Source organism: Pseudoalteromonas sp. S327, from assembly GCF_005886415.1.
Lineage (GTDB): Bacteria > Pseudomonadota > Gammaproteobacteria > Enterobacterales > Alteromonadaceae > Pseudoalteromonas > Pseudoalteromonas atlantica.
Genome location: NZ_PNDP01000007.1, coordinates 29,834 through 50,459, shown reverse-complemented (window position 1 = coordinate 50,459; position 20,626 = coordinate 29,834). Strand labels below are relative to the sequence as shown.

Sequence of the window (20,626 nt, the reverse complement as noted above, 5' to 3'; positions counted from 1 at the left end):
AAATGAAACGACACGCTTAAGGCGTGTTTTTTTATGCCTAAAATTTATATTTTTTTCCCTATAAAGCACTCTTAAATTTATACCCCCAAGCAATATCTATAAATATTATAAACTTCTCTAAAAATACGTTATTACTTAAAACTTTGTATAGTTTGTGTTAAAACGGCACAAATAATTTTGGGTTGTTCCACATGACTGAACTTTATCACTGGTTTGATTTAATCGGCATTGCTGTGTTTGCTGTTACAGGCACTTTGGTCGCACACGAAAAGAAAATGGATGGTTTTGGTGTTGTAGTATTAGCAGCGGTAACAGCGATTGGGGGCGGTACGGTTCGCGATCTCATATTAGATGTTCCGGTATTTTGGTTACACGATCAAAGTTTTTTTTATGCTATTTTAGCCGCGGTATTTATTACTACGCGGCTTATTAACAAGCAAAAGTCGATTCCGCACTATACATTACAAATTGCCGATGCATTTGGTTTAGCATTTTTTGCGGTAATGGGCACCCAAAAAGCCTTACTAGCCGGTATGCCAAATATGACCGCGATTATTATGGGTGTAATTACCGGTTGCTTTGGGGGCATGCTCCGTGATGTGCTTGCTCGCGAAATTCCTATGCTGCTAAAAGGCGAGTTATACGCTATTACCTGTATTGCTGGCGGTGTAGTTTATACGCTGGGAATTCATTTTTCGTTCGCGACCGAACTTGCCATGGTAATGGCAATGCTAACCACCTTATTGCTTCGTATTGCGGCTATTAAATGGCAAATCACAGTACACGTTTTTAAATATTCTGACTAAACTAATTAATTAAACCATTAATTAGGATAAGGAATGTCGCTAGCTCGCATTTATTCTCGTGCCCAAGTGGGTATAAACGCCCCCGAGGTTATTGTAGAAGTACACCTAGGTAATGGTTTACCGGCATTTAATATTGTTGGGCTGCCAGAGGCCTCAGTTAAAGAATCAAAAGACAGGGTGCGTAGCGCCCTAGAAAACTCTCAATTTGGTTTTCCTGATCAACGTATTACCGTAAATTTAGCTCCTGCCGATTTACCTAAAGATGGCGGGCGCTTCGACTTAGCCATTGCCGTAGGTATTTTAGTGGCCTCGGGGCAGGTAGTGTGTCCAGATATACATAAATATGAATTTTACGGTGAGCTTGCCCTTAATGGTGAAGTGCGGGGAGTTAATGCCATTTTGCCCTCTGTACTTGCTGCAAAAGAGCAAAACCGTTGCTGTTTTTTACCTTTTACCAACGATAGCCTCGCAAGTTTGGTGAACGGCGTTAAGCGTAAAGCGGTTAACTCATTACAAGAAGTATGGGGGGATTTATTAAATCAGCAGCCGCTACCTTTAAATATTGAATACCCAGATTGCGCCCAGTCTCCTGACTTTTTACTTGATTTAAGTGATGTTAAAGGCCAACCCGGTGCTAAGCGAGTGCTAGAAATAGCCGCCGCTGGAGGCCATAACCTACTTTTTTTAGGTCCGCCTGGTACGGGTAAATCTATGCTAGCGCAGCGTATGGCGACGATAATGCCAACCATGTCTGACGATGAGGCAATATCAACGGCTGCACTGTATTCTATTATTGGCCAATCAATTGATCTAAATAATTGGCGCCAACGGCCTTTTCGAAACCCACACCACACTTGCTCGGCAGTCGCTTTAGTTGGTGGCTCTTCAAACCCTAAACCGGGTGAAATTTCACTTGCGCATAACGGGGTGTTGTTTTTGGACGAGCTTCCGGAATTTGAACGTAAGGTACTTGATTCGCTGCGTGAACCCATGGAAACCGGCTCGGTGGTTATTTCGCGGGCAGCAAGGCAAATGGAGTTTCCGGCGCAGTTTCAGCTTATAGCCGCACTAAACCCAAGCCCTACCGGGTGTCATAATGATAAGCGAGCAACACCTGACCAAGTGATGCGCTATTTATCGCGCGTATCAGGCCCGTTTATAGACCGTATCGATTTACAAATAGAGCTGCCGCGACTAACAAGTGTTGAGCTACAAAGTACTGAGCCTGAAGAAACCAGCGCCCAAGTAAGAGCCCGAGTAGAAGCGGCCTACAGTGCACAGCTAAAGCGCCAAGGTAAGGTTAATGCACGATTAAATAATAAAGAAATGAATATACATTGCACTTTAGCTCCGGCTGAGTTGCAGTTTTTAGCACGCGCTAGCGAAAAGCTGTCGTTATCGCCGCGCTCGTACCATAGGGTTATTAAAGTGGCGCGTACTATTAGTGACTTAAAAGGTGCAGAGTATATTAGTTTAGAAGAGCTAAAAGAGGCGCTAAATTATCGCGCTTTTGAGCGGTTACTAGCGCAGTTAACTAAATAAACTAAACGCTGCTGGAAATAATACTGAACCGCAATAATGTTTAATTATTTTAAGGTGCTAAGCTCGGTGCTTGCTGCGTTTTTCTGTGTTTAAAATTTTAATGCGCTAAATTGAGAGCATGTAACCTTTGCCGCGCACGGTTACAATGCGTTTTTGGTCTTTTTCATCGTATAGTTTTTTACGCAAACGGCCAATTAAAACATCCACAGTACGGTCATTTGGGCTCCAATCTGGTTGGCCTATTTCTTCTGATATTTTTTCTCGCGAGGTTGCTTTGCCTGCGTTGCTAATTAAACAAATTAGCACTTTGTGCTCGGCTTCGGTTAAGCGCGATTCAATACCTGATGAGGTAATTAATGTGCGGTTATCGGGGTGGAGCTTAAAGTCGGCGTATTCTATAAACTCTTCGCTTTCATCATCGTCTTGATTAATTGCAATACGTTTATAAAGTGCGCGCATGCGCAGCTCAAGTTCTAATAAATCAACAGGCTTACAAATATAGTCATCAGCACCTTGTGCAAGCCCTGCAATACGATCGGCTTGAGAGTCGCGGCTAGATAAAACAATCACGCCAATATCGGTCAAAGTGTTGAGCTCTTTGGCAAGCTGCAACCCATCTCGCTTGGGTAATACAATATCAATAATGGCAAGAGAAATAGCACTGCGCAGGTTTACGCGTTGCCTAACTATGTTTAGGGCATCGGCACCTGTGGGGTCTATTTCTATCGAAAATTCGGTGTCTGTAAAGTGATTTTGGATGCGCTTAACGAGTAGCTCGTCGTCTTCAACCAATAAAACGTTAATTGCCATAGGACTTATTTTTGTATATTTATAGCTCTGTATGGTAGCACCAATCGTTAAATGCTGAGAAGGGGGCGGTGTAACTTTTCGGTAACTTTATGTTTCAGATATAAAAGGCGGCTTACCTAAGGTTACTGTTTATGTGAGTAAGCTCAGCACATTTAGCTAAAAATGTGCTGAGCGCTGTGTTAATTATCTGAATACATTGCGTCCCACCACTGTGGTTCGCCTTTTAGTTGTTTATCAAAATAAGCAAGCATGGTGTTCCACCAATCAAAGCGTTTATCACGAGCAAAAATTTGATGGTCGGCGCCTTTATATTCAATAAGTTCTACGTCTTTATTTAAAAGCTTTAAGGCGGTATACATGGTTAAGCTTTCGCCAACAGGTACATTGGTATCGCTATCGCCGTGTAACAGTAGTAAAGGGGTCGTTACTTTATCGGCATGAAATACAGGGCTGTGATCGCTATAAAGTGAAGCGTTATTCCACGGAAAGCTATTTTTTGATGCTTCGCCTGAGTATAAATACCCCCACCAACCTTCGCCCCAATACGAGGTTAAGTTTGATATACCCGCATGCGCAATAGATGCACTAAACATGTCTGTTTTGGTGGCAAGTAGCATGGTCATGAAGCCTCCGTATGAGGCGCCTAAATTACCCACTTTTTTGCTATCAACAAAATCGTATTTTTTTAAAAAGGCCTGCGTACCTTGCATTATATCGCTAGCGGTATAATCGCCCCAGGCGTTAACGTGCTGAGCAGAAAATGTTTGCCCAAAACCAGTTGCCCCTGTTGGCTGTAATACATAAACAACATAGCCATTTGCTGCCCATAAGTTAAATGGGTAGCGCCCTGTAAAACCACGGGTAACCGGTGAGGTGCCACCGTAGTAATAGACAAGTGCAGGGTGTTTTTTAGTTTTATCTAGGTTAGTAGGTAAGTACACACGCCCTGTAATTTCTACGCCGTCTTTGTTTGTAAAGTTAAACTCTTCCAGAGTCGGTATTTGTGTATTAGCGTAGGCAAGCGGCTTAGAGTCCCAGATTAGGTCTGTTTTATTTTTACTTATATTTAAGCGTTTAAGCTGCTGAGGGGTGGATGCTGTGGTACCGCTTAGTAGCACTTGCGGGTTTCTCTCGTGCGAGTAGCTAAATTGCTCAACGATATCTAAACCCGTATTAAGTTTTTTAAAGCGCTGTTTGCTTAAGTCATATAAATACAAAGGTTGGGTATCTTGCTCGGTTACTTTTATAAGCGCATCGCCATTATCAAGTACATGTAATTCACCTATAGCGGGGTCAAACTGCTTACTAAGCGCTTTTACATTCTTACCGTTATCGCTAAGTAAGTACAATTGGCCGTCGTAATTATTAGCTAACATCCCTTTTGGAAGGGCACGGCCTGCGCCATTTTTAAAATCTGGGCCAGCAACAACGTACACATCTTTGTTGGCGTACTTTGCATGGTTAAAGGTTTTAAATTTACCAAAAGACGTTATTTTATTCGATTGTAAGTCAAGTTCCACCAGTTCAGTTTCTGGGTGGGTGGTGGCTTGCATAACCATAACTTGGCGGCTCATTAATACTTTGCCACGATTAGTGTTTGCATCTTCAAAGCTATGCGAAATAGGGCCTTGGCTAAGCGCTTTGGTTAAACCGCTGTGGGTGTCTAACATATAGAGCTGACTTACGTTGCGTGCGTATGACCATCTATCTTGAAGGCCTTTGTAGTGCTTAGTTAAGCTGTTGTTGTCTTCGGGGGTTTTAGACCAGCTAAAAATAAGGCTGTTATTATCATAAAAATTAAAGTTACTTGCGCCTTCAAGTTCTCTGGCCAATGTTTTAATGCTGAGGTTTTTACGGTTTAGCTGTTTTAGCTCACTCCCTAGCATATAAACTAAAAATTGATTATTGGGGCTCCATACCATATTGCTTGGTTGCTGGCCTTCAAAACGATACAAGGTTTGATTTTGGCTATTTTTAAGCTCAGTTACCACGTTTGCTTGGTTAGCTGTTTTATTTGAATAGCTGCGCGTGCTGGTAACGTATTGCTTAGCATCGGGCGCTAAAGAAAGTCCACTAATGGTGGGGGCATCAAAAAGCTGCTCGGCTGAAAGTCGCTTAGTTGTAGAGGTGTTAATTGTAATGTTGTCAGTGTCGGCTTTGGGTTCAAAATCGAGAGAAACGTTGTTCCAGTTAGCCACTTGTTGCGCCACTACAATCACACTATGAGAGCCATTAGTTAACGATAAAGAGTATGTGTGGTTATCGCCTTTTTGAAGCTTGGCATCAATAAACAACTGAGCGTTCTCTATCCCTTTTATAGTTAATGTGCCTTGGCTATAGCGGGTTGTTTCAATATTGAACTTAAGCGCTTGTAGGCCACCTAAAGTAAGTGCGTTTACTTTATTAAACGGCTGCCAGCTATGCTTTTTACCAAATACAGACACACTTTGCGTATTACGTTGCAACTGCTCTAATAAGTTATTAATAATGACTTGGCCGTGTGGTGTTTGAAATGGCTTAACTTGCATGTTTTCGCCTAAAGGGCCAATAAACTCGATATTTGATTTATCAAGCGGGGCTGCTATTGCTGTTAAGCTCAAGCTGCCAAGAGCAAAAAAGGTAGCTGCTTGTTTTAGTAATTTATTTTTTGTGGTCCAAGGTGAGCTAATTCTCATATTTGTGCCTATTATTGATAGTTATTTGGCCAAATATAGCATGTATTGTTACCATGCCCATATGTTCAACTCATCGGAGAAAAAGTGACTTTACTGATTGTGTACATGGTTGCTGCCATCGTTACTTCTTTTTTATGCTCTGTAATGGAAGCTGTACTGTTAAGTATTTCGCCCAGCTATGTGGCGCTATTACGCAAAAAACAGCCTGAACTTGCAAAGCAGCTCGAAAAACTAAAAAATAATGTAGATCAACCGCTTGCTGCAATACTAACGCTCAACACAGTGGCCCATACTGCCGGTGCTGCAGGTGTGGGTGCACAAGCCGCTGTGGTTTTTTCAGATGCGGCAGTAGGAATTGCCTCTGCCATAATGACACTCTTAGTATTGGTACTTTCAGAGATTATTCCAAAAACCTTAGGGGCCAATTATTGGCGTGCCTTAACCCCTAGCGTGACCTATTCTTTACGCTTTTTAGTGATATCGCTAAAACCATTTGTGTGGCTTGCTCAAAAGCTTACTAATTTAATGGGGGCCAAGCACGATGAGGCTTTTTATATTCGCCAAGAAATAGAAGCCATGGCAGATATAGGCACCGAAACTGGGGCAATCCATGCCGGTGAGTCAGAAATAATCCGCAACCTTTTACATTTTAGGCATGCTAAATTAACCGACTTAATGACGCCGCGTACTGTGCTGTATAAAGTGCATAAAGGGTTAACGGTCGATCAGTACATGAGCGAGCATGGCTCGTCATCATTTTCGCGCGTGTTAGTATTTGATAAAGACGCCGATGACATAATTGGCTTTGTGCATAAAAACGACATTATGTTGGCTTATCACCGCTTAGGTACCGATTATAAAATTAGCAAATTAGTTAAGCCTATTCATACGGTACCCGAAGGGCATAATGTGTCATCGCTACTACAAACCTTACTTAAACAGCGTACTCACATATGTTTAATTGTTGATGAATACGGTGATGTGCAAGGCATTGTAACCCTAGAGGATATGATAGAAGCCCTTATGGGGCTTGAAATTGTTGATGAGCGCGACCAATCGACCAATATGCGTATGGTCGCCAAGCAGCGCTGGCGCCAGCGTTTAGCAAGCAGCGAGCACATAGTTAGTGAAGATGACGACACGCCCCGAGATAATAAATAATTACGATGGGGACGAAGGTTAGCGTTTAATTGTGCCCCCCGTCGTATTTACCCAGTTTAGTGCCCACTCTATAAAATCGTCTTTGGCTTTAGGGCAGGTAAACAAAAATCCTTGCATGGCTAAATTAGTGCGGTAGTTTTTTAAGTAGAGCGATTCTTCGGCGCGCTCTACGCCTTCGGCCACAAGGGCTAGTTGCTCTTGACTGGCAATATCAACCAGTGAGCTGACCACCACTTGCGAAAACTGATCTGTTTCAATATTACTAATAAGTGTACGGTCAATTTTTATTTCAGTAAAAGGCAGGCGCTTAATCTGGTTCATGTTGGTAAAGCCAACACCAAAGTCATCCAATGATATGCCAAAGCCATGCATTCTTAATCTGTTTAAGGTTTCTAGTTGAGAAAGGCTAGACAGCGCATGTTGCTCGGTAATCTCTAAAATTATATCACTAGGTGATAGCTCATTGAGCTGCAATATAAGCATCAGCTTGTTGGGGCAGCTTAAATCATCTAATTGTGTGGGAGATAGGTTAAAAGCCAGTTTTAGGTGCGCAGCAATGTTTGTTCGTATAGCTTTTAAATCGCTGGTGGCTTGCTCAAATAAGCTAAAAGTAATTTGATTAATTAACCCCGACTGCTCCGATAACGAAATAAACCGATTGGGCGAGATGATTTCGCCAGTGTGCGTTTTAACGATGCGCGCTAGCACCTCAATACTTTCTATTTCACTGGTTTGAGAATTTATTTTTGGCTGATAGTAAGGGATTATCTCGTTTAAATTGATTGCCTCATGCAATGCTTTTTCTGAAATAGAGGCATGAGAAAGGTCGTTATGTACTGCTAAGTGCTTTGCTTTTTGTAAAACGGTTTTTACTTGGCTAAGTTGCACGGGTTTAGCTAAATTTGCAACTAAATGTATATTGCTATGGCGCGCTAAATTGGCAGCTAGGTTAATAACCTTATGATCCATCTCCGAAATTATAACTACTGCGCCTGTAAAATTAAGCTCGCCTAGTTTTCTTATAAACTCCATACCATCCATTTCAGGCATGTTTAAGTCTGTAAATACAATATCGTAAAAGTTTATATCGTCGGTTACGTGAGTTAGCGCTTGCTGAGCACTCAGGCATTTTGTAACTTTATTCGAGACTCCTAGCTCATTTAAAATGGCCTCCATAACAATTAAAATCGCCTTTGAGTCATCCACAACTAAAATATTGGGTACCGAAATCGACATGCTCTATCCTTGTAACTGCTTAATATATTAGTACTGTAAAAATAGCGCCTGATCAGCCTTTTGTCAGCTTAGTTTTATATTATTTTTTATCTTCTAAGTGCTTTTGCGCTTATGGTTTAAGGCAATTCGTGTTTTTTAAATTCATCGGTATACTAGCGCCATTGTTTTAACTGGTTTTAGTCATGATAAAAATCGATCTCATGCTTGCAGAGCAACCATTAACGCTAATGGTATCTGGGCATAAAATAGTACAAATATTTCATAATCAACAGGCCATAAGCTTTACAACACCCAAAGAGCATTACGCCGAATTTACTTTAGATAATAAGCAAATAGGGATTGATAGCTCACATGTTCATGAGCAGTCTTTATCGTTATTTGTTGATGGTGTGTTTGCTACTGAACTAGCTTTGCCTGCGCCGGTAAATAGCCAGCCCAAAAAAGGCTTTTTAGGGCTAGCGGCACTGGGCTTTAAGTTATTTAAAAGTGCAAAAGTAATTAAGGTGGCGCTGGCAGGTGCATCGGTTGCTGGCTATGCTTGGCTATTTAGCATTGAATTTGCACTAATGCTTATAGCGTGTTTAGTGGTACATGAATACGGACACGTTAGAGCCATGAAATACTTTGGCATAAAGACCAAGGGTATTTACCTTATCCCCTTTGTAGGTGGATTGGCTGTAAGTGACGATAAAATAACAACGCGCTGGCAAGATGTAGTTATATCCCTCATGGGGCCAGCGTTTGGTTTGTTTACCTCTGTGCTGGGTGTGGTTTTATATTACGCCACCGAAATGGACATATTTGCCGGCGTTGCAGTACTCAGTGCCTTATTGAATTTGTTTAACCTTTTGCCTATTTTACCGCTTGATGGCGGACATGTGTTAAAAAGTATCAGTTTTTCAATGCGATCTTGGGTCGGTTTAAGTGTGTGCTTATTGGGCGTGTTATTTGGCTTATGGCTTAGTTATACATTTGGTTTAATGTTACTGGTATTCTTTTTGTTTGTGGGCGCACTGGAAATCGTATTTGAATGGCGCGGCCGACATTACTCGCATTTATTGCCGCTTGATAAATACGGCCAAGGTTTTTCAGCCGCTATGTACGCCATTGTAGTTGCAGGCCATGTGGCAGTAATGATGCACTTTGCAGATTCAGAAAACCCAATATTGAGCCTGCCGATGACGATTTTATCAAGCTAATCGCTATACGCGCAGTATACCTAAATACTGCGCGTTATTAAGGGTTAGTAAAAGCTAAGCACTAGCGATATAAATACCCCCGTTACAAATAACTGCACAACACAAAACCCCATAATGTCTTTCGCTTTTAACCCTGCAATGGCTAATACCGGTAAAGCCCAAAAGGGTTGAATTAAATTGGTCCACGCATCGCCCCACGCAACAGCCATAGCAACGCGTGATATATCGGCGCCCAGCTCTTGTGCTGCGGGTATAACTATAGGTGCTTGTACTGCCCATTGGCCGCCGCCAGAAGGTACAAACATATTAACGAGTCCTGCACTTATAAAGCTAAAAAATGGCAAGCTATCGGCATCAGCAACAGCTATAAAACCACGCGATATTTGCTGCGCTAAACCGCTGTCGACCATCACAGCCATAATACCTGCGTAAAACGGAAATTGAATGACAATACCTGCGCCGCTGGGAATTGCTTGTTGCAAGCTGTTAAGCAAGTTATGCGGTGTTTGGTGCAAGGTAATGGCTAAAAATAAGAACACAGCAATAATGCTGTTTAGGTTTAGGCTACCGCCTGCAACTATAAAGTAATACCCTAAATAGCAAAGGCCAAGTAAACCAATCGAAATGCCAAGCAGCTTTGTGTGTTCTAAATGCTGAGCAGGGCGAGTAATTTTTTCATGTGCGGGCGGGGGCTCTTTTATAAGTGCTGGGTCTACATACACGCTGTTTTTATCACTGGGTAGCATGTAGCGGTTAACCAACGGCATTATAATAAATAAGCCAATTAATATTGCTATGTTAAAACCAGCAAATAGGGTTTGCTCGGTACTAATTATGCCAATGCTATTTTGTGAAAAGTGCCCTTCGGTAGCAATCGTAAGCGGAATTGAGCCTGCTAAGCCGCCATGCCACACCACAAAGCCAGAATAAGCACTGGCAACTAATAGGCGGTAATCGACCTGTGTTTGCCTTGCAATTGCTTTGGCAAATAAAGCCCCAATAACTAAGCCAAACCCCCAATTAAGCCAGCTGGCTAATAGCGAAATAAGCGTGACTAAAATAATCGCTTTTGGCGCTGAATTAGCAAGTGCCGCCAGTTTGTTTAATAACGAATTGATAATGGGCGTGCTTGCCAGCATGTAACCTGTAATCAGCACCAACAGCATTTGCATGGCAAAGCTAAGCAGGTTCCAAAAACCACTCCCCCATGCGTTAATAACTTCAATACTGGTTGAGGGGGTAAATAGGCTAGCGCCTAGTAAGGTAATAATACTTAGCAATATTACAAATATAAAGGGATCGGGTAAGTAGCGCTCTACTAATTTGGTAAACGGTGTGGCAATTTTATTAAGCATAATGTGTCTGTGTGTTTTTTAGTCTTATTATAATTAATCATGCTCTTAGCACATTAGCAAACCCGCATTTAGTCTTATATTTTAGGGCCTGAGTATCTTATAGGTTGAACAAAATTTAATCCTAAAAGGGTAACTGGCCTTACTTAAAGGCTTAAACGTTGCTTAAAAGCATGGCTTACAGTAACGTACTGTTTATAGATAATTTACTAACAAAGATTTTGTATCATGCCGGTAATATTTAAGAGGCTAGCGCTACTTGTTCGTGCTCATATCGATCAGCTGAGCTGGCAAGCCGTGGTGCTTGCAATACTTGCTCATATGTTAGTGACTTGGGGGCTGCTGTTTGTTGCAAATGAGCAAGCGCTTACCTCGTTTACGACCTTTTTTTACTACTACACAGTAACTACCTCAACAGTGGGTTACGGCGATTTTAGCCCAACCAGCGAGCTGGGGCGTTGGGTTGTGGCTTTAATACAAATTCCGTTTGGATTAGCTTTATTTGGCGTTCTGTTAGGAAAAACAGGGCAAACAGTGACTTACTTAATTAGGCGCGCTATGACTGGTGATAAAAACTTTGCTCACAGTAACAACCACATTATTATTTTTGGTTGGCACGATACCCGAACAAAAAAAATGATTGATTATATCCTGGCCGATACCAAACGTACCGACCGCCGTATTTTGTTGGCGGTGACTGAGCAAATGGATCACCCATTTTTAACTAACGAAAATGTCGACTTTGCCCGCCTAACAAGTTTTACCGATTTAGAAGAGCTTGAGCGCGTAGCTATTAACCGTGCCGACAAAGTTATTATTGATGGGCAAGATGATGACCAAACATTTACAACTGCACTGCGTATTAGCCGTTTAGTTAAAGATGAGTGCCACATTAGCGCGCATTTTTTAGATGAAACCAAGGTCGATATGTTGCTTGAGCACTGCCAAAATGTAGAGTGTAGTAGCGCTAAGTCGGCTGAGATTTTAGTACGCTCAATGCAAGATCCAGGCTCGAGTCGAGTACAAGAAGAGCTATTATCTACATTGCACGGCGACACGCAGTTTAGCCTAGCTATTCCAAGTGAATGCGAAGAGATGGAGTTTGGCACTTTATTTCATCATTTTAAGCATGACTATAATGCTATTTTGTTAGGGGTGGCGCATAACTTAAGTGCACAAAATATGGATTTAAATCCGCCACTCGATTACAAGGTAAATGCGGGCGATATCCTGCACTACATTGCCCTTGAGCGTGTGCTAACAAATGAAGTAGATTGGCAAAGCTTGGCCAAATAACCAAGGCTTAGGTTAAATAATGAATGAAGTAGTATTTTTAATAATTATTTTAAGCGCTTATATATTACCCGTGGTGATAGTGGTTAATAGTAAGCGCACCCAAGGCCACGAAAAAAACGGCTGGTTATTAGGCGTAATTATTTTTTCGTGGCTGGGGCTTTTTATGTATTTTACGATTGTGCCCAAGCATGGTCACAAAAAAAGAAAGAAGAATAAACCGTCGTAGGTCTATTCTAGCTGCTTGAGTTTGTGCTCAACCAGCGGGTCATCTGGCACTATTTGTTGGGCAACTTCTAATAATTGAATAGCATCATTTGGGTGTTCATCTTGATGTTTAAGTGCGACATCTATTAACGGCTGAATATCTATTTTGGCCTGATGTTCTTGCACATGCACTTCTTTTTCATCTGCTAAAATTTGATGTGCTGTACTTAATAATGCCAAGCGATGAGGCGAACTCGCATTTGCCTTATTTAGGCTTTGATAATACTCTTCTTTTAAGCGCAAGGTTTTGGTTTGCAAACGAAACTGCGCTATATCAATCTGCTGGTGGCGTATAAAATCAACAGCCACTTGTTTGTAAAAGCCAAATTTGGTGAGGTAACTTGCGTGGGTACCGTGGCCCATGCCAAACACTCTTAAATGAGTCAGTTGTGGGTACCGCTTAGCATGTAGGCGGTCTATTTTATTGGTGGGGTCATAAATTATATACCCCTTAGCATGGCCTAAATCGAGGTCGTTATACTCACTTTGCCAATCAAATTGCTGCGCAAGCTCTGTGCTGGAGCGGGTGTCCCACGGAACTGTTTCGGTGTTTTTGGTGCTAACAGGATGAAAAAATAAAACCTGATCTAATTTAAGTAATTTTGCAAACGCGCCAACAGCAAAACCACCGCGACTAAGGCCATAGCCTAAGCGGCACTTAAACGGTGTAAGTAAGCTTGATAACTGCTCCAAAAAGAAGATTAAATTACGGCTTCTAAACCAATTGCTTTTGCCTAAATGTTGGAACGAAATAACATTTACATTTTGTTTTTGCGCTAAGTGATAGCCCCAAGGGGCAAAATCATCGGTTAGGTCGTGTTCTTGAACGTTGGTGCCCGCGGGGGAAAAAGTAAAAAGCAGGGGCTTATTTAAATCAACAAATTCGTATTTTACATACACATCGCCGAGTAGGTCGCCGCCACACATAGGCAGCTTAGTTTGTTGTTCATCACGGCAAAGCGTTAACCATTCATCTAACCAATACAGTAGTTTCATTAATCCCCCAATTATAACTCGCGGGGGATCGTATCAAACACGGCCAAATGAGGTCAAACATAGCCAAGCTTTAGCCCGTTAATGATTAGCTACTATTACAGCTTGATATTTGCTTAATGAGCTTAATTGCTCATGGCTATTATTTGCTCCCAGTCGTTTTGTGTGACAGGCATTACCGAAAGGCGACCTGCTTTTTTAAGGGCTAATTCGTTAATCGCCTCGTTTGCTTTAATGTCTTTTAAGCTTACGCGTTTGTTTAAATGGCTTTTATAGGTTACTTCAACTACAAACCAGCGTGGCTTGTCGGGCGTGGCTTTCGCATCGTAATAGTCACTATTTAAATCAAACTGAGTTGGGTCGGGGTAGGCTTCTTTAGTAACAGTGGCTATACCCACAACGCCTACTTGTTTGCAGCTAGAGTGGTAAATAAATACTAAGTCACCCAATTTTATATCGTCACGCATAAAGTTACGTGCCTGATAATTACGCACGCCTTCCCACAGGGTGGTTTGTTGCGGCGCTGTTTTTAAATCATCAATCGAAAAAGCATCGGGCTCAGTTTTAAATAGCCAATAATTCATAGCGTTACTCATTTAGTTAGATTTACATAGCTGCATTGTATAGTATCATTAGCTTATCTGGGGATTGAGAGAACAGCAAATGAGCCAAGTATTAGATGATTTATTATCGTTATTGTCACTTGAAGAAATTGAACAAGGTTTATATCGTGGGCAAAGCCAAGATCTAGGGTTTAGAGCGGTATTTGGTGGTCAAGTAATGGGGCAGGCGTTGTCTGCTGCAAAAGAAACGCTACCAAAAGGACGTGTTGTTCATTCATTACACTCTTACTTTTTACGCCCCGGCGACGCCGCAAAACCGATTGTTTACGACGTAGAAACCATCCGCGATGGTAAAAGCTTTAGCACCCGCCGAGTAAGCGCTATTCAATACGGTAAACCTATTTTTTATATGACTGCATCGTTTCAGGGTGAAGAAGAAGGCTTATCGCATCAAGCAACCATGCCTAATGTACCGCCACCAGAGGAGCTTCGCTCGTCGCTTGAGTTTTATCAAGAAAACGCCCACCACATACCCGAGGTGATCCGTAATAAGTTTATACGCGAAATGCCCATTGAAATGCGCCCGGTTACTTTTCATAACCCGTTTAAGCCAGAGGTTATTGAGCCCGTAAAGCACATTTGGATTAAAGCCAATGGCGATATGCCCGACGATCAACGCATTCATAATTACTTATTAGCGTATGCCTCTGACTTTGAGTTTTTACCTACGGCATTACAGCCCCATGGCGTATCGTTTATGCAGCCAAATATGCAAGTGGCAACTATTGACCATGCTATGTGGTTCCACCGCCCATTTAGAATGGACGATTGGATTTTATATACCATAGACAGCCCAAGTGCTAGTTCTGGGCGAGGCTTGGTAAGAGGCCAGTTTTTTGACCGCCAAGGTAATTTAGTCGCATCAACGATTCAAGAAGGGGTGATGCGCCAGCGTTAATTTGATTAGACTGGCTGTTAAGCGCAAATTAGCAGTGCTTCGCTAAAGGTTTTACCAAGAGGTAAGCGTCTTTATGTAGCGTTGCTGTTTAATAACTAAACGTACAAAAAAGCCTCAACATGTTAAATGTTGAGGCTTTTTTAATGGTGTTTAGTTAAAGCTTAAATTACAGCAACTCGCTAATTACATTGATCTTGCACTATGTCGCTAACCGATTGCCATATACGCGCAGGTAATAAGGTTTTTAAGTACATGTATATTTCACACAGTTGTGTACTACCGTGAATACCATTTTCACCTTCAGTAATTAGCAGCTCACCGCGTAAATTATCAATAAAGCTTACCAGTACTTTTTTATCAAAAAACTCCGGGGTTTTAATGCCGTGTAAGGTGCCTAAACGGTTTGCCAGTACTTGGCTTTCACGCTCTAGTTCGGCTTTTTCAATTCCGTTACTGGTTTGAATAAAGCCCACAACAATAGCATAACGTTGTAACGTAAAGCTAAGCGACCTTCCTAGCATTTCAAGCTTGGCTAACGAATCATTCGTGTTAGTAACATGAATGGTATCGCCATCAAGCTCAATTAAGTTTTGATCGCTAAAGTTAGCCAAAATACGGCTTATGTAGTTTTCATCTAGCGGTTGTAAATACCATTCTTTTACAAACAGAGGGTAAAAAGCCGAAACAAGCTTTTGGCATTGCTCAACCGTACTACTGTGTTGCTTAAATAAGTGCAAAGCAATAAGGCTTGGCACAGCAAATAAGTGCAAAATATTATTACGATAATAGTTAAACAGGGTTTTTTCTTTATCGTTAATTGCAATAATTTCGCCAAATTCATCGCTAATAACATCAAACTTATTAAGCTTAATGGCGTGCGTTAATAGCTGCTCTGGTGTTTCATCGGGGGCGGTGACTTTATCGCTATAGCTTGCATCGCGTTGTAGGCGTAAGTAAAAATCTAGTTGCGCTAATAGCTTAGGCTTACTTAACGCGTGTTTGTCGTTAACTAGCAAAATCATAGCCAGTAAATTCACAGCGTTAAGTGCTGCGGCATTATTAATTTTTACCATTACTTGGTCGGCCAATGCGGCTACTTGAGGGCCTAGCCATTGCGGCTTTTGCACATCGGTAGGGTGTATTGCATCGCGCCAATCAGGTTGGTTGTCGTTTAAGTATTGGTTTATAGAAATAGGGTCGCCAAAGTTTAAGTAACCACGGCCATAATTTTTAAGGTTTTTAATGGCTTTAAAAATACCAAAAATGGACTCGCCTTTTTTATCTTTACCGGCAAGCTCTTTTAAGTAGGTATTGATTTCCATTACATGCTCATAGCCAATGTATACCGGCACAATAGAAACCGGGCGGTCTATGCCACGTAGCATTGCTTGCAATGTCATGGCGAGCATACCGGTTTTTGGCGGTAGTAATCGGCCAGTGCGGCTGCGCCCGCCTTCAGTGTAAAACTTAACTGAGTAACCTTTAATAAATAGCTGGCTTAAATACTCTTTAAATACGGCTGAGTAAAGTTTATTACCGGCAAACGAGCGGCGGATAAAAAACGCCCCTGAGCGGCGAAAAATACCACCTGCAGGGAAAAAGTTTAGATTAATGCCCGCGGCAATATGCGGCGGCACCAAACCTTGATGGTATATAGCATAGGTAAGTAACAAGTAATCCATGTGGCTGCGATGACACGGCATATAGATTATCTCGTGACCCTTATTTGTTAGCTCATGAATTTGCTCGGTGTATTTTATATCTATACCGTTATAAAGCTTAGTCCACAGCCATGTTAAAATTCTGTCGCCTACACGTATCATTGCCTCAGAGTAATTAGCAGCAATTTCATCTAGTAGTTTTAACGCGTTTTGACGGGCTTCTGTTTGGCTTATTCCTTTTGACTTGGCTTCATCTTGAATCGCTTTTTTTATTGTCGGCGAAGCCAAAAGCGAGTTAAATAATTGCTCGCGAGAGGGCATTTTAGGGCCCGTAGCGGCCAGTTTTTGGCGTTTAAAGTGCACCCGAGCAACACGCAATAGTTTTTGTGGTAGCTCATTTACGTCGGCTTTTTCGTTCACGATAAGTGATAAATCGAGTGGCTGGCTAAAGCGAATAAAGTTATCGCGCCCAGAAAACAGCACAACAAAGAATTTTCTAAACCAACTAGGCGTAAGAGAGTGGGTAATTAAGGTACGAATACCTGGCTTTTCTTTACCTGGGTCGCGCCCCCATAAAATAGTTACCGGCACCACTTGTACATTCTTTTGCCCGCTATTTAATAAATGCTCAACTATTTGCTTACCCTGTGATAAAGCGGCGGTCGGTTTAGCGGTATCGCCAAATAAAGGCGGCGGATTTTTAATACCAATAAAGCGGGCTAGCTCTTGGTTTTCTAATGTTTGATATTCGCATGGGTTAGGCAAACCATGCTTTTTACATACATTAGTAAGCGCGGCTAAATCGAAACGCGAATTTAAACGTACTATATAAAAAGTAGGGTGTTCAGGATTAAGGTCATATTGCTCTATAGGGCTTTGGGGAAGGACCTTACTTTTTACCAAAACACGGCTTACGCAGCTAGTAAGAAAATTCAAACAATAATTTAATAAACGCATCGACTCACCATATTGAGAGTATTAAAAGCAAAATTAGCGCATAGGATACCATAATATCTATAAAATCCTGTAATTTGCGTAATCGGTTAAATTATAAACATAAGACTAATTTGGCGCTGAGCAGTTCAATTATAGCTATAAATAACCAGTGGCGGTTATTTGGGCAGCCTTACACCCGTAATTAATTTGCAATTAGTTGTTGCATTTATCACCAATATCACTATAATACGCAGGCTTTCAAGATTCCTCTGGAACTTGAAGGGATAAATTAAGCTTGGATTTCAAGCTAATAAACAGGAGTTCCGATTTGGAACTCATCGTAGATATAAATCAACAACCGGCATCTTAATTATTAAGATTGTTTCGGTCGTTTTTTTATGCTCTTTAAATGCTCTTTATATTGAGGTTTAAGAATGTCAAATCAACGCATTCGTATTCGCCTAAAAGCTTTTGACCACCGTTTGATTGACCAATCAACGGCGGAAATCGTGGAAACTGCGAAACGCACAGGCGCACAAGTACGTGGTCCAATCCCACTACCTACACGCTTTGAACGTTTTACTGTACTAACTTCACCGCACGTAAACAAAGATGCGCGTGATCAGTACGAGATCCGCACCCATAAACGTCTGATCGACATCGTAGAACCAACTGACAAGACTGTTGACGCATTAATGCGTTTAGATCTTGCTGCTGGTGTTGATGTTCAAATCAGCCTGGGTTAATCGAAAGATTAGAGAGGTTATAGGAAAATGGCATTAGGTCTAGTCGGTCGTAAAGTGGGTATGACACGTATCTTCACTGAAGATGGTGTATCTATCCCTGTGACAGTTATCGAAGCGACTCCTAACCGCATTGCTCAGATCAAATCTGACGCAACAGACGGTTATAACGCGCTTCAAGTAACCGCAGGCACTAAAAAAGCAAGCCGTGTAAACAAAGCAGCAGCGGGTCATTTCGCTAAAGCTGGTGTTGAAGCGGGTCGCGGTCTGTGGGAATTCCGCCTAAATGGTGGTGAAGGCGATTTTGAAGTAGGCGCTGAGCTTACTGTTGAATTATTCAACGAAATCAACAAAGTTGACGTAACCGGTACTTCTAAAGGTAAAGGTTTCCAAGGTGGTGTTAAGCGCTGGAATTTCAGCATGCAAGACGCTACTCACGGTAACTCTCTATCTCACCGTGCTCCTGGTTCAATCGGTCAAAACCAATCACCTGGTAAGGTGTTTAAAGGTAAGAAAATGGCCGGTCATATGGGTGCTGAGCGTGTAACGACTCAAAACTTAGAACTAGTTCGCGTTGACGCTGAGCGTAACTTGCTTTTAGTTAAAGGTGCAGTACCTGGCGCTATCGGCGGTGACGTTATCGTTAAACCAGCTGTTAAAGCATAAGTCCTGGAGATTTAGTGATGGAATTAGCAATTAAAGACGCTTCTGGCGCTCTTGAAGTTTCTGAAGCTACTTTTGGACGTGAGTTTAACGAAGCATTAGTACACCAAGTAGTTGTTGCATACGCAGCAGGTGCTCGTCAAGGTACTCGTGCTCAGAAGACACGTTCTGAAGTAAGCGGTGGTGGTAAAAAACCATGGGCTCAAAAAGGTACTGGCCGTGCACGTGCTGGTACAATCCGTAGTCCAATTTGGCGTTCAGGTGGCGTTAGCTTCGCAGCTAAACCACAAGACCACAGCCAAAAAGTAAACCGTAAAATGTACCGCGGTGCGATCAAAAGCATCTTATCTGAATTAGTTCGTCAAGAGCGTTTAATCGTTGTTGAAAGCTTTGGTCTTGAAGCACCAAAGACTAAAGAACTAGTTTCTAAGCTTAAAGAACTTGAGCTTAAAGATGTTCTTATCGTGACTGAAGAAGTAGATGAAAATCTTTTCTTATCGGCACGTAACCTGTACAAGGTTGACACGCGTGATGTAGCTGGTATCGATCCTGTAAGCTTAATTGCTTTCGACAAGGTACTTATTACAGCTGCTGCTGTTAAGCAACTTGAGGAGGCGCTAGCATGATCCGTGAAGAACGTCTTTTAAAAGTGATCCTTGCTCCACATATCTCTGAAAAAAGCACAATTGCTGCTGAAGAAAACAATACTATTGTTTTTAAAGTAACAAATGACGCAACTAAAGCTGAAATTAAAGCAGCAGTTGAGAAGCTTTTTGAAGTAGAAGTAACGGGTGTTCGCACACTTAACGTTAAGGGTAAAACAAAACGTACTGGCATGCGTTTCGGTCGTCGTAGCGACTGGAAGAAAGCTTACGTTACTCTTAAAGAAGGTAGCGAGCTAGACTTTGTCGGCGGCGCCGAGTAATAAGGGGAGTTAGAATTATGGCACTTCAAAAGTGTAAACCAACTTCTGCGGGTCGTCGTCACCTAGTTAAAGTGGTTAACCCAGATTTACATAAGGGTAAACCTTACGCACCACTATTAGAGAAAAACTCTAAATCAGGTGGTCGTAATAACAATGGTCGTATTACGGTTCGTCATATCGGTGGTGGTCATAAGCATCATTACCGTTTAATCGATTTTAAACGTACTAAAGATGGCATTCCAGCCACTGTTGAGCGTTTGGAATATGATCCAAACCGTAGCGCAAACATCGCTCTTGTATTATATGCAGACGGTGAGCGTCGTTACATTATCGCACCTAAAGGCTTAAAAGCTGGCGATGCAATCCAGTCTGGTGTTGATGCACCAATCAAGCCTGGTAATGCATTACCTATGCGTAACATGCCTGTAGGTTCGACTGTTCACAACGTAGAATTAAAACCAGGTAAAGGTGCTCAAATCGCACGTTCTGCTGGTGCATACGTTCAAATCCTTGCGCGTGATGGTCAATACGTAACATTACGTCTTCGTTCTGGCGAAGTACGTAAAGTACAATCTGATTGTCGTGCAACGCTAGGTGAAGTAGGCAATGCTGAGCATATGCTTCGTTCACTTGGTAAAGCAGGTGCAAATCGCTGGCGTGGTATTCGTCCGACAGTTCGTGGTGTTGCCATGAACCCGGTTGATCACCCACACGGTGGTGGTGAAGGTCGTACATCTGGTGGTCGTCATCCTGTGTCTCCATGGGGTAAGCCTACTAAAGGTGCTAAGACGCGTAAGAACAAGCGTACGGATAAATTTATAGTACGTCGTCGTACTAAGTAAT

The 20,626-nt window shown here is 42.0% G+C and carries 19 protein-coding genes; 12 read left to right on the top strand and 7 right to left on the bottom strand.

All coding sequences use genetic code 11. The features are described 5' to 3' along the window. Nucleotides 1-191 precede the first annotated feature (191 nt). Nucleotides 192-806 carry a trimeric intracellular cation channel family protein gene (locus CWB60_RS03500; protein WP_024031973.1) on the top strand — a complete coding sequence of 205 codons (615 nt, stop codon included), beginning with the start codon at nucleotides 192-194 and terminating at the stop codon, nucleotides 804-806. A gap of 33 nt (nucleotides 807-839) precedes the next feature. Continuing rightward, nucleotides 840-2,348 carry a YifB family Mg chelatase-like AAA ATPase gene (locus CWB60_RS03495; RefSeq protein ID WP_138578085.1) on the top strand — a complete coding sequence of 503 codons (1,509 nt, stop codon included), beginning with the start codon at nucleotides 840-842 and terminating at the stop codon, nucleotides 2,346-2,348. A 105-nt stretch (nucleotides 2,349-2,453) separates the two neighbouring features. On the opposite strand, the gene CWB60_RS03490 is transcribed toward CWB60_RS03495, so the two are convergent. Next, nucleotides 2,454-3,158: a response regulator transcription factor gene (locus CWB60_RS03490; protein WP_004588673.1), complete on the bottom strand. Its 705-nt coding sequence runs from the start codon at nucleotides 3,156-3,158 to the stop codon at nucleotides 2,454-2,456. Between the two features lie 179 nt (nucleotides 3,159-3,337). Continuing rightward, nucleotides 3,338-5,833: an alpha/beta hydrolase family protein gene (locus tag CWB60_RS03485; RefSeq protein WP_138578083.1), complete on the bottom strand. Its 2,496-nt coding sequence runs from the start codon at nucleotides 5,831-5,833 to the stop codon at nucleotides 3,338-3,340. 84 nt (nucleotides 5,834-5,917) lie between these two features. Between CWB60_RS03485 and CWB60_RS03480 the strand changes: the two genes are divergently transcribed. Further along, nucleotides 5,918-6,994, top strand: coding sequence for a CNNM domain-containing protein (locus CWB60_RS03480; protein WP_138578081.1), 1,077 nt, complete (start codon nucleotides 5,918-5,920; stop codon nucleotides 6,992-6,994). Nucleotides 6,995-7,012: 18 nt separating this feature from the next. On the opposite strand, the gene CWB60_RS03475 is transcribed toward CWB60_RS03480, so the two are convergent. Next, a complete protein-coding gene (locus CWB60_RS03475) occupies nucleotides 7,013-8,230 on the bottom strand; it encodes an EAL domain-containing response regulator (protein WP_004588676.1) in 1,218 nt (405 codons plus the stop codon). Nucleotides 8,231-8,412: 182 nt separating this feature from the next. Between CWB60_RS03475 and CWB60_RS03470 the strand changes: the two genes are divergently transcribed. Continuing rightward, nucleotides 8,413-9,429 (top strand): metalloprotease, encoded by a 1,017-nt coding sequence (locus CWB60_RS03470; RefSeq protein ID WP_126005502.1) that lies wholly within the window; start codon nucleotides 8,413-8,415, stop codon nucleotides 9,427-9,429. Nucleotides 9,430-9,473: 44 nt separating this feature from the next. Here the strand turns inward: CWB60_RS03470 and CWB60_RS03465 are convergent, their stop codons facing one another. Further along, nucleotides 9,474-10,784, bottom strand: coding sequence for a short-chain fatty acid transporter (locus CWB60_RS03465; protein ID WP_138578079.1), 1,311 nt, complete (start codon nucleotides 10,782-10,784; stop codon nucleotides 9,474-9,476). Nucleotides 10,785-11,009: 225 nt separating this feature from the next. Between CWB60_RS03465 and CWB60_RS03460 the strand changes: the two genes are divergently transcribed. Together CWB60_RS03460 and CWB60_RS03455 are read left to right on the top strand one after the other, a co-directional pair. Then, nucleotides 11,010-12,077 carry a potassium channel family protein gene (locus tag CWB60_RS03460; RefSeq protein WP_138578077.1) on the top strand — a complete coding sequence of 356 codons (1,068 nt, stop codon included), beginning with the start codon at nucleotides 11,010-11,012 and terminating at the stop codon, nucleotides 12,075-12,077. A 19-nt stretch (nucleotides 12,078-12,096) separates the two neighbouring features. Next, the gene (locus CWB60_RS03455) at nucleotides 12,097-12,303 is read left to right on the top strand and encodes a PLDc N-terminal domain-containing protein (RefSeq protein ID WP_004588680.1); all 207 of its coding nucleotides are present in this window, start codon (nucleotides 12,097-12,099) and stop codon (nucleotides 12,301-12,303) included. Nucleotides 12,304-12,305: 2 nt separating this feature from the next. Here the strand turns inward: CWB60_RS03455 and CWB60_RS03450 are convergent, their stop codons facing one another. After that, nucleotides 12,306-13,337, bottom strand: coding sequence for a hypothetical protein (locus CWB60_RS03450; RefSeq protein WP_055255153.1), 1,032 nt, complete (start codon nucleotides 13,335-13,337; stop codon nucleotides 12,306-12,308). Nucleotides 13,338-13,459: 122 nt separating this feature from the next. After that, complete coding sequence (locus CWB60_RS03445; protein ID WP_138578075.1) at nucleotides 13,460-13,918, bottom strand: EVE domain-containing protein; 459 nt, start codon at nucleotides 13,916-13,918, stop codon at nucleotides 13,460-13,462. 79 nt (nucleotides 13,919-13,997) lie between these two features. On the opposite strand from CWB60_RS03445, the gene tesB reads away from it, so the two are divergent. Then, complete coding sequence (gene tesB, locus CWB60_RS03440) at nucleotides 13,998-14,855, top strand: acyl-CoA thioesterase II (protein ID WP_004588683.1); 858 nt, start codon at nucleotides 13,998-14,000, stop codon at nucleotides 14,853-14,855. 179 nt (nucleotides 14,856-15,034) lie between these two features. Here the strand turns inward: tesB and plsB are convergent, their stop codons facing one another. Continuing rightward, nucleotides 15,035-17,473 (bottom strand): glycerol-3-phosphate 1-O-acyltransferase PlsB, encoded by a 2,439-nt coding sequence (gene plsB, locus CWB60_RS03435; RefSeq protein ID WP_138578073.1) that lies wholly within the window; start codon nucleotides 17,471-17,473, stop codon nucleotides 15,035-15,037. 413 nt (nucleotides 17,474-17,886) lie between these two features. On the opposite strand from plsB, the gene rpsJ reads away from it, so the two are divergent. Genes rpsJ through rplB form a run of 5 tightly spaced genes read left to right on the top strand, consistent with a single transcriptional unit; the run spans nucleotide 17,887 to nucleotide 20,625 of the window. Next, nucleotides 17,887-18,198 (top strand): 30S ribosomal protein S10, encoded by a 312-nt coding sequence (gene rpsJ / locus CWB60_RS03430; RefSeq protein WP_002957900.1) that lies wholly within the window; start codon nucleotides 17,887-17,889, stop codon nucleotides 18,196-18,198. A 27-nt stretch (nucleotides 18,199-18,225) separates the two neighbouring features. Then, a complete protein-coding gene (rplC, locus tag CWB60_RS03425) occupies nucleotides 18,226-18,861 on the top strand; it encodes a 50S ribosomal protein L3 (protein WP_004588685.1) in 636 nt (211 codons plus the stop codon). A 17-nt stretch (nucleotides 18,862-18,878) separates the two neighbouring features. Further along, complete coding sequence (gene rplD, locus CWB60_RS03420; RefSeq protein WP_004588686.1) at nucleotides 18,879-19,484, top strand: 50S ribosomal protein L4; 606 nt, start codon at nucleotides 18,879-18,881, stop codon at nucleotides 19,482-19,484. Next, the gene (rplW, locus tag CWB60_RS03415) at nucleotides 19,481-19,783 is read left to right on the top strand and encodes a 50S ribosomal protein L23 (protein WP_004588687.1); all 303 of its coding nucleotides are present in this window, start codon (nucleotides 19,481-19,483) and stop codon (nucleotides 19,781-19,783) included. Before rplD ends, rplW begins: the two co-directional genes overlap by 4 nt. 17 nt (nucleotides 19,784-19,800) lie before the next feature. Then, nucleotides 19,801-20,625, top strand: a complete 825-nt coding sequence (rplB, locus tag CWB60_RS03410; RefSeq protein ID WP_004588688.1) for a 50S ribosomal protein L2 — start codon at nucleotides 19,801-19,803, stop codon at nucleotides 20,623-20,625. Nucleotide 20,626 lies beyond the last annotated feature (1 nt).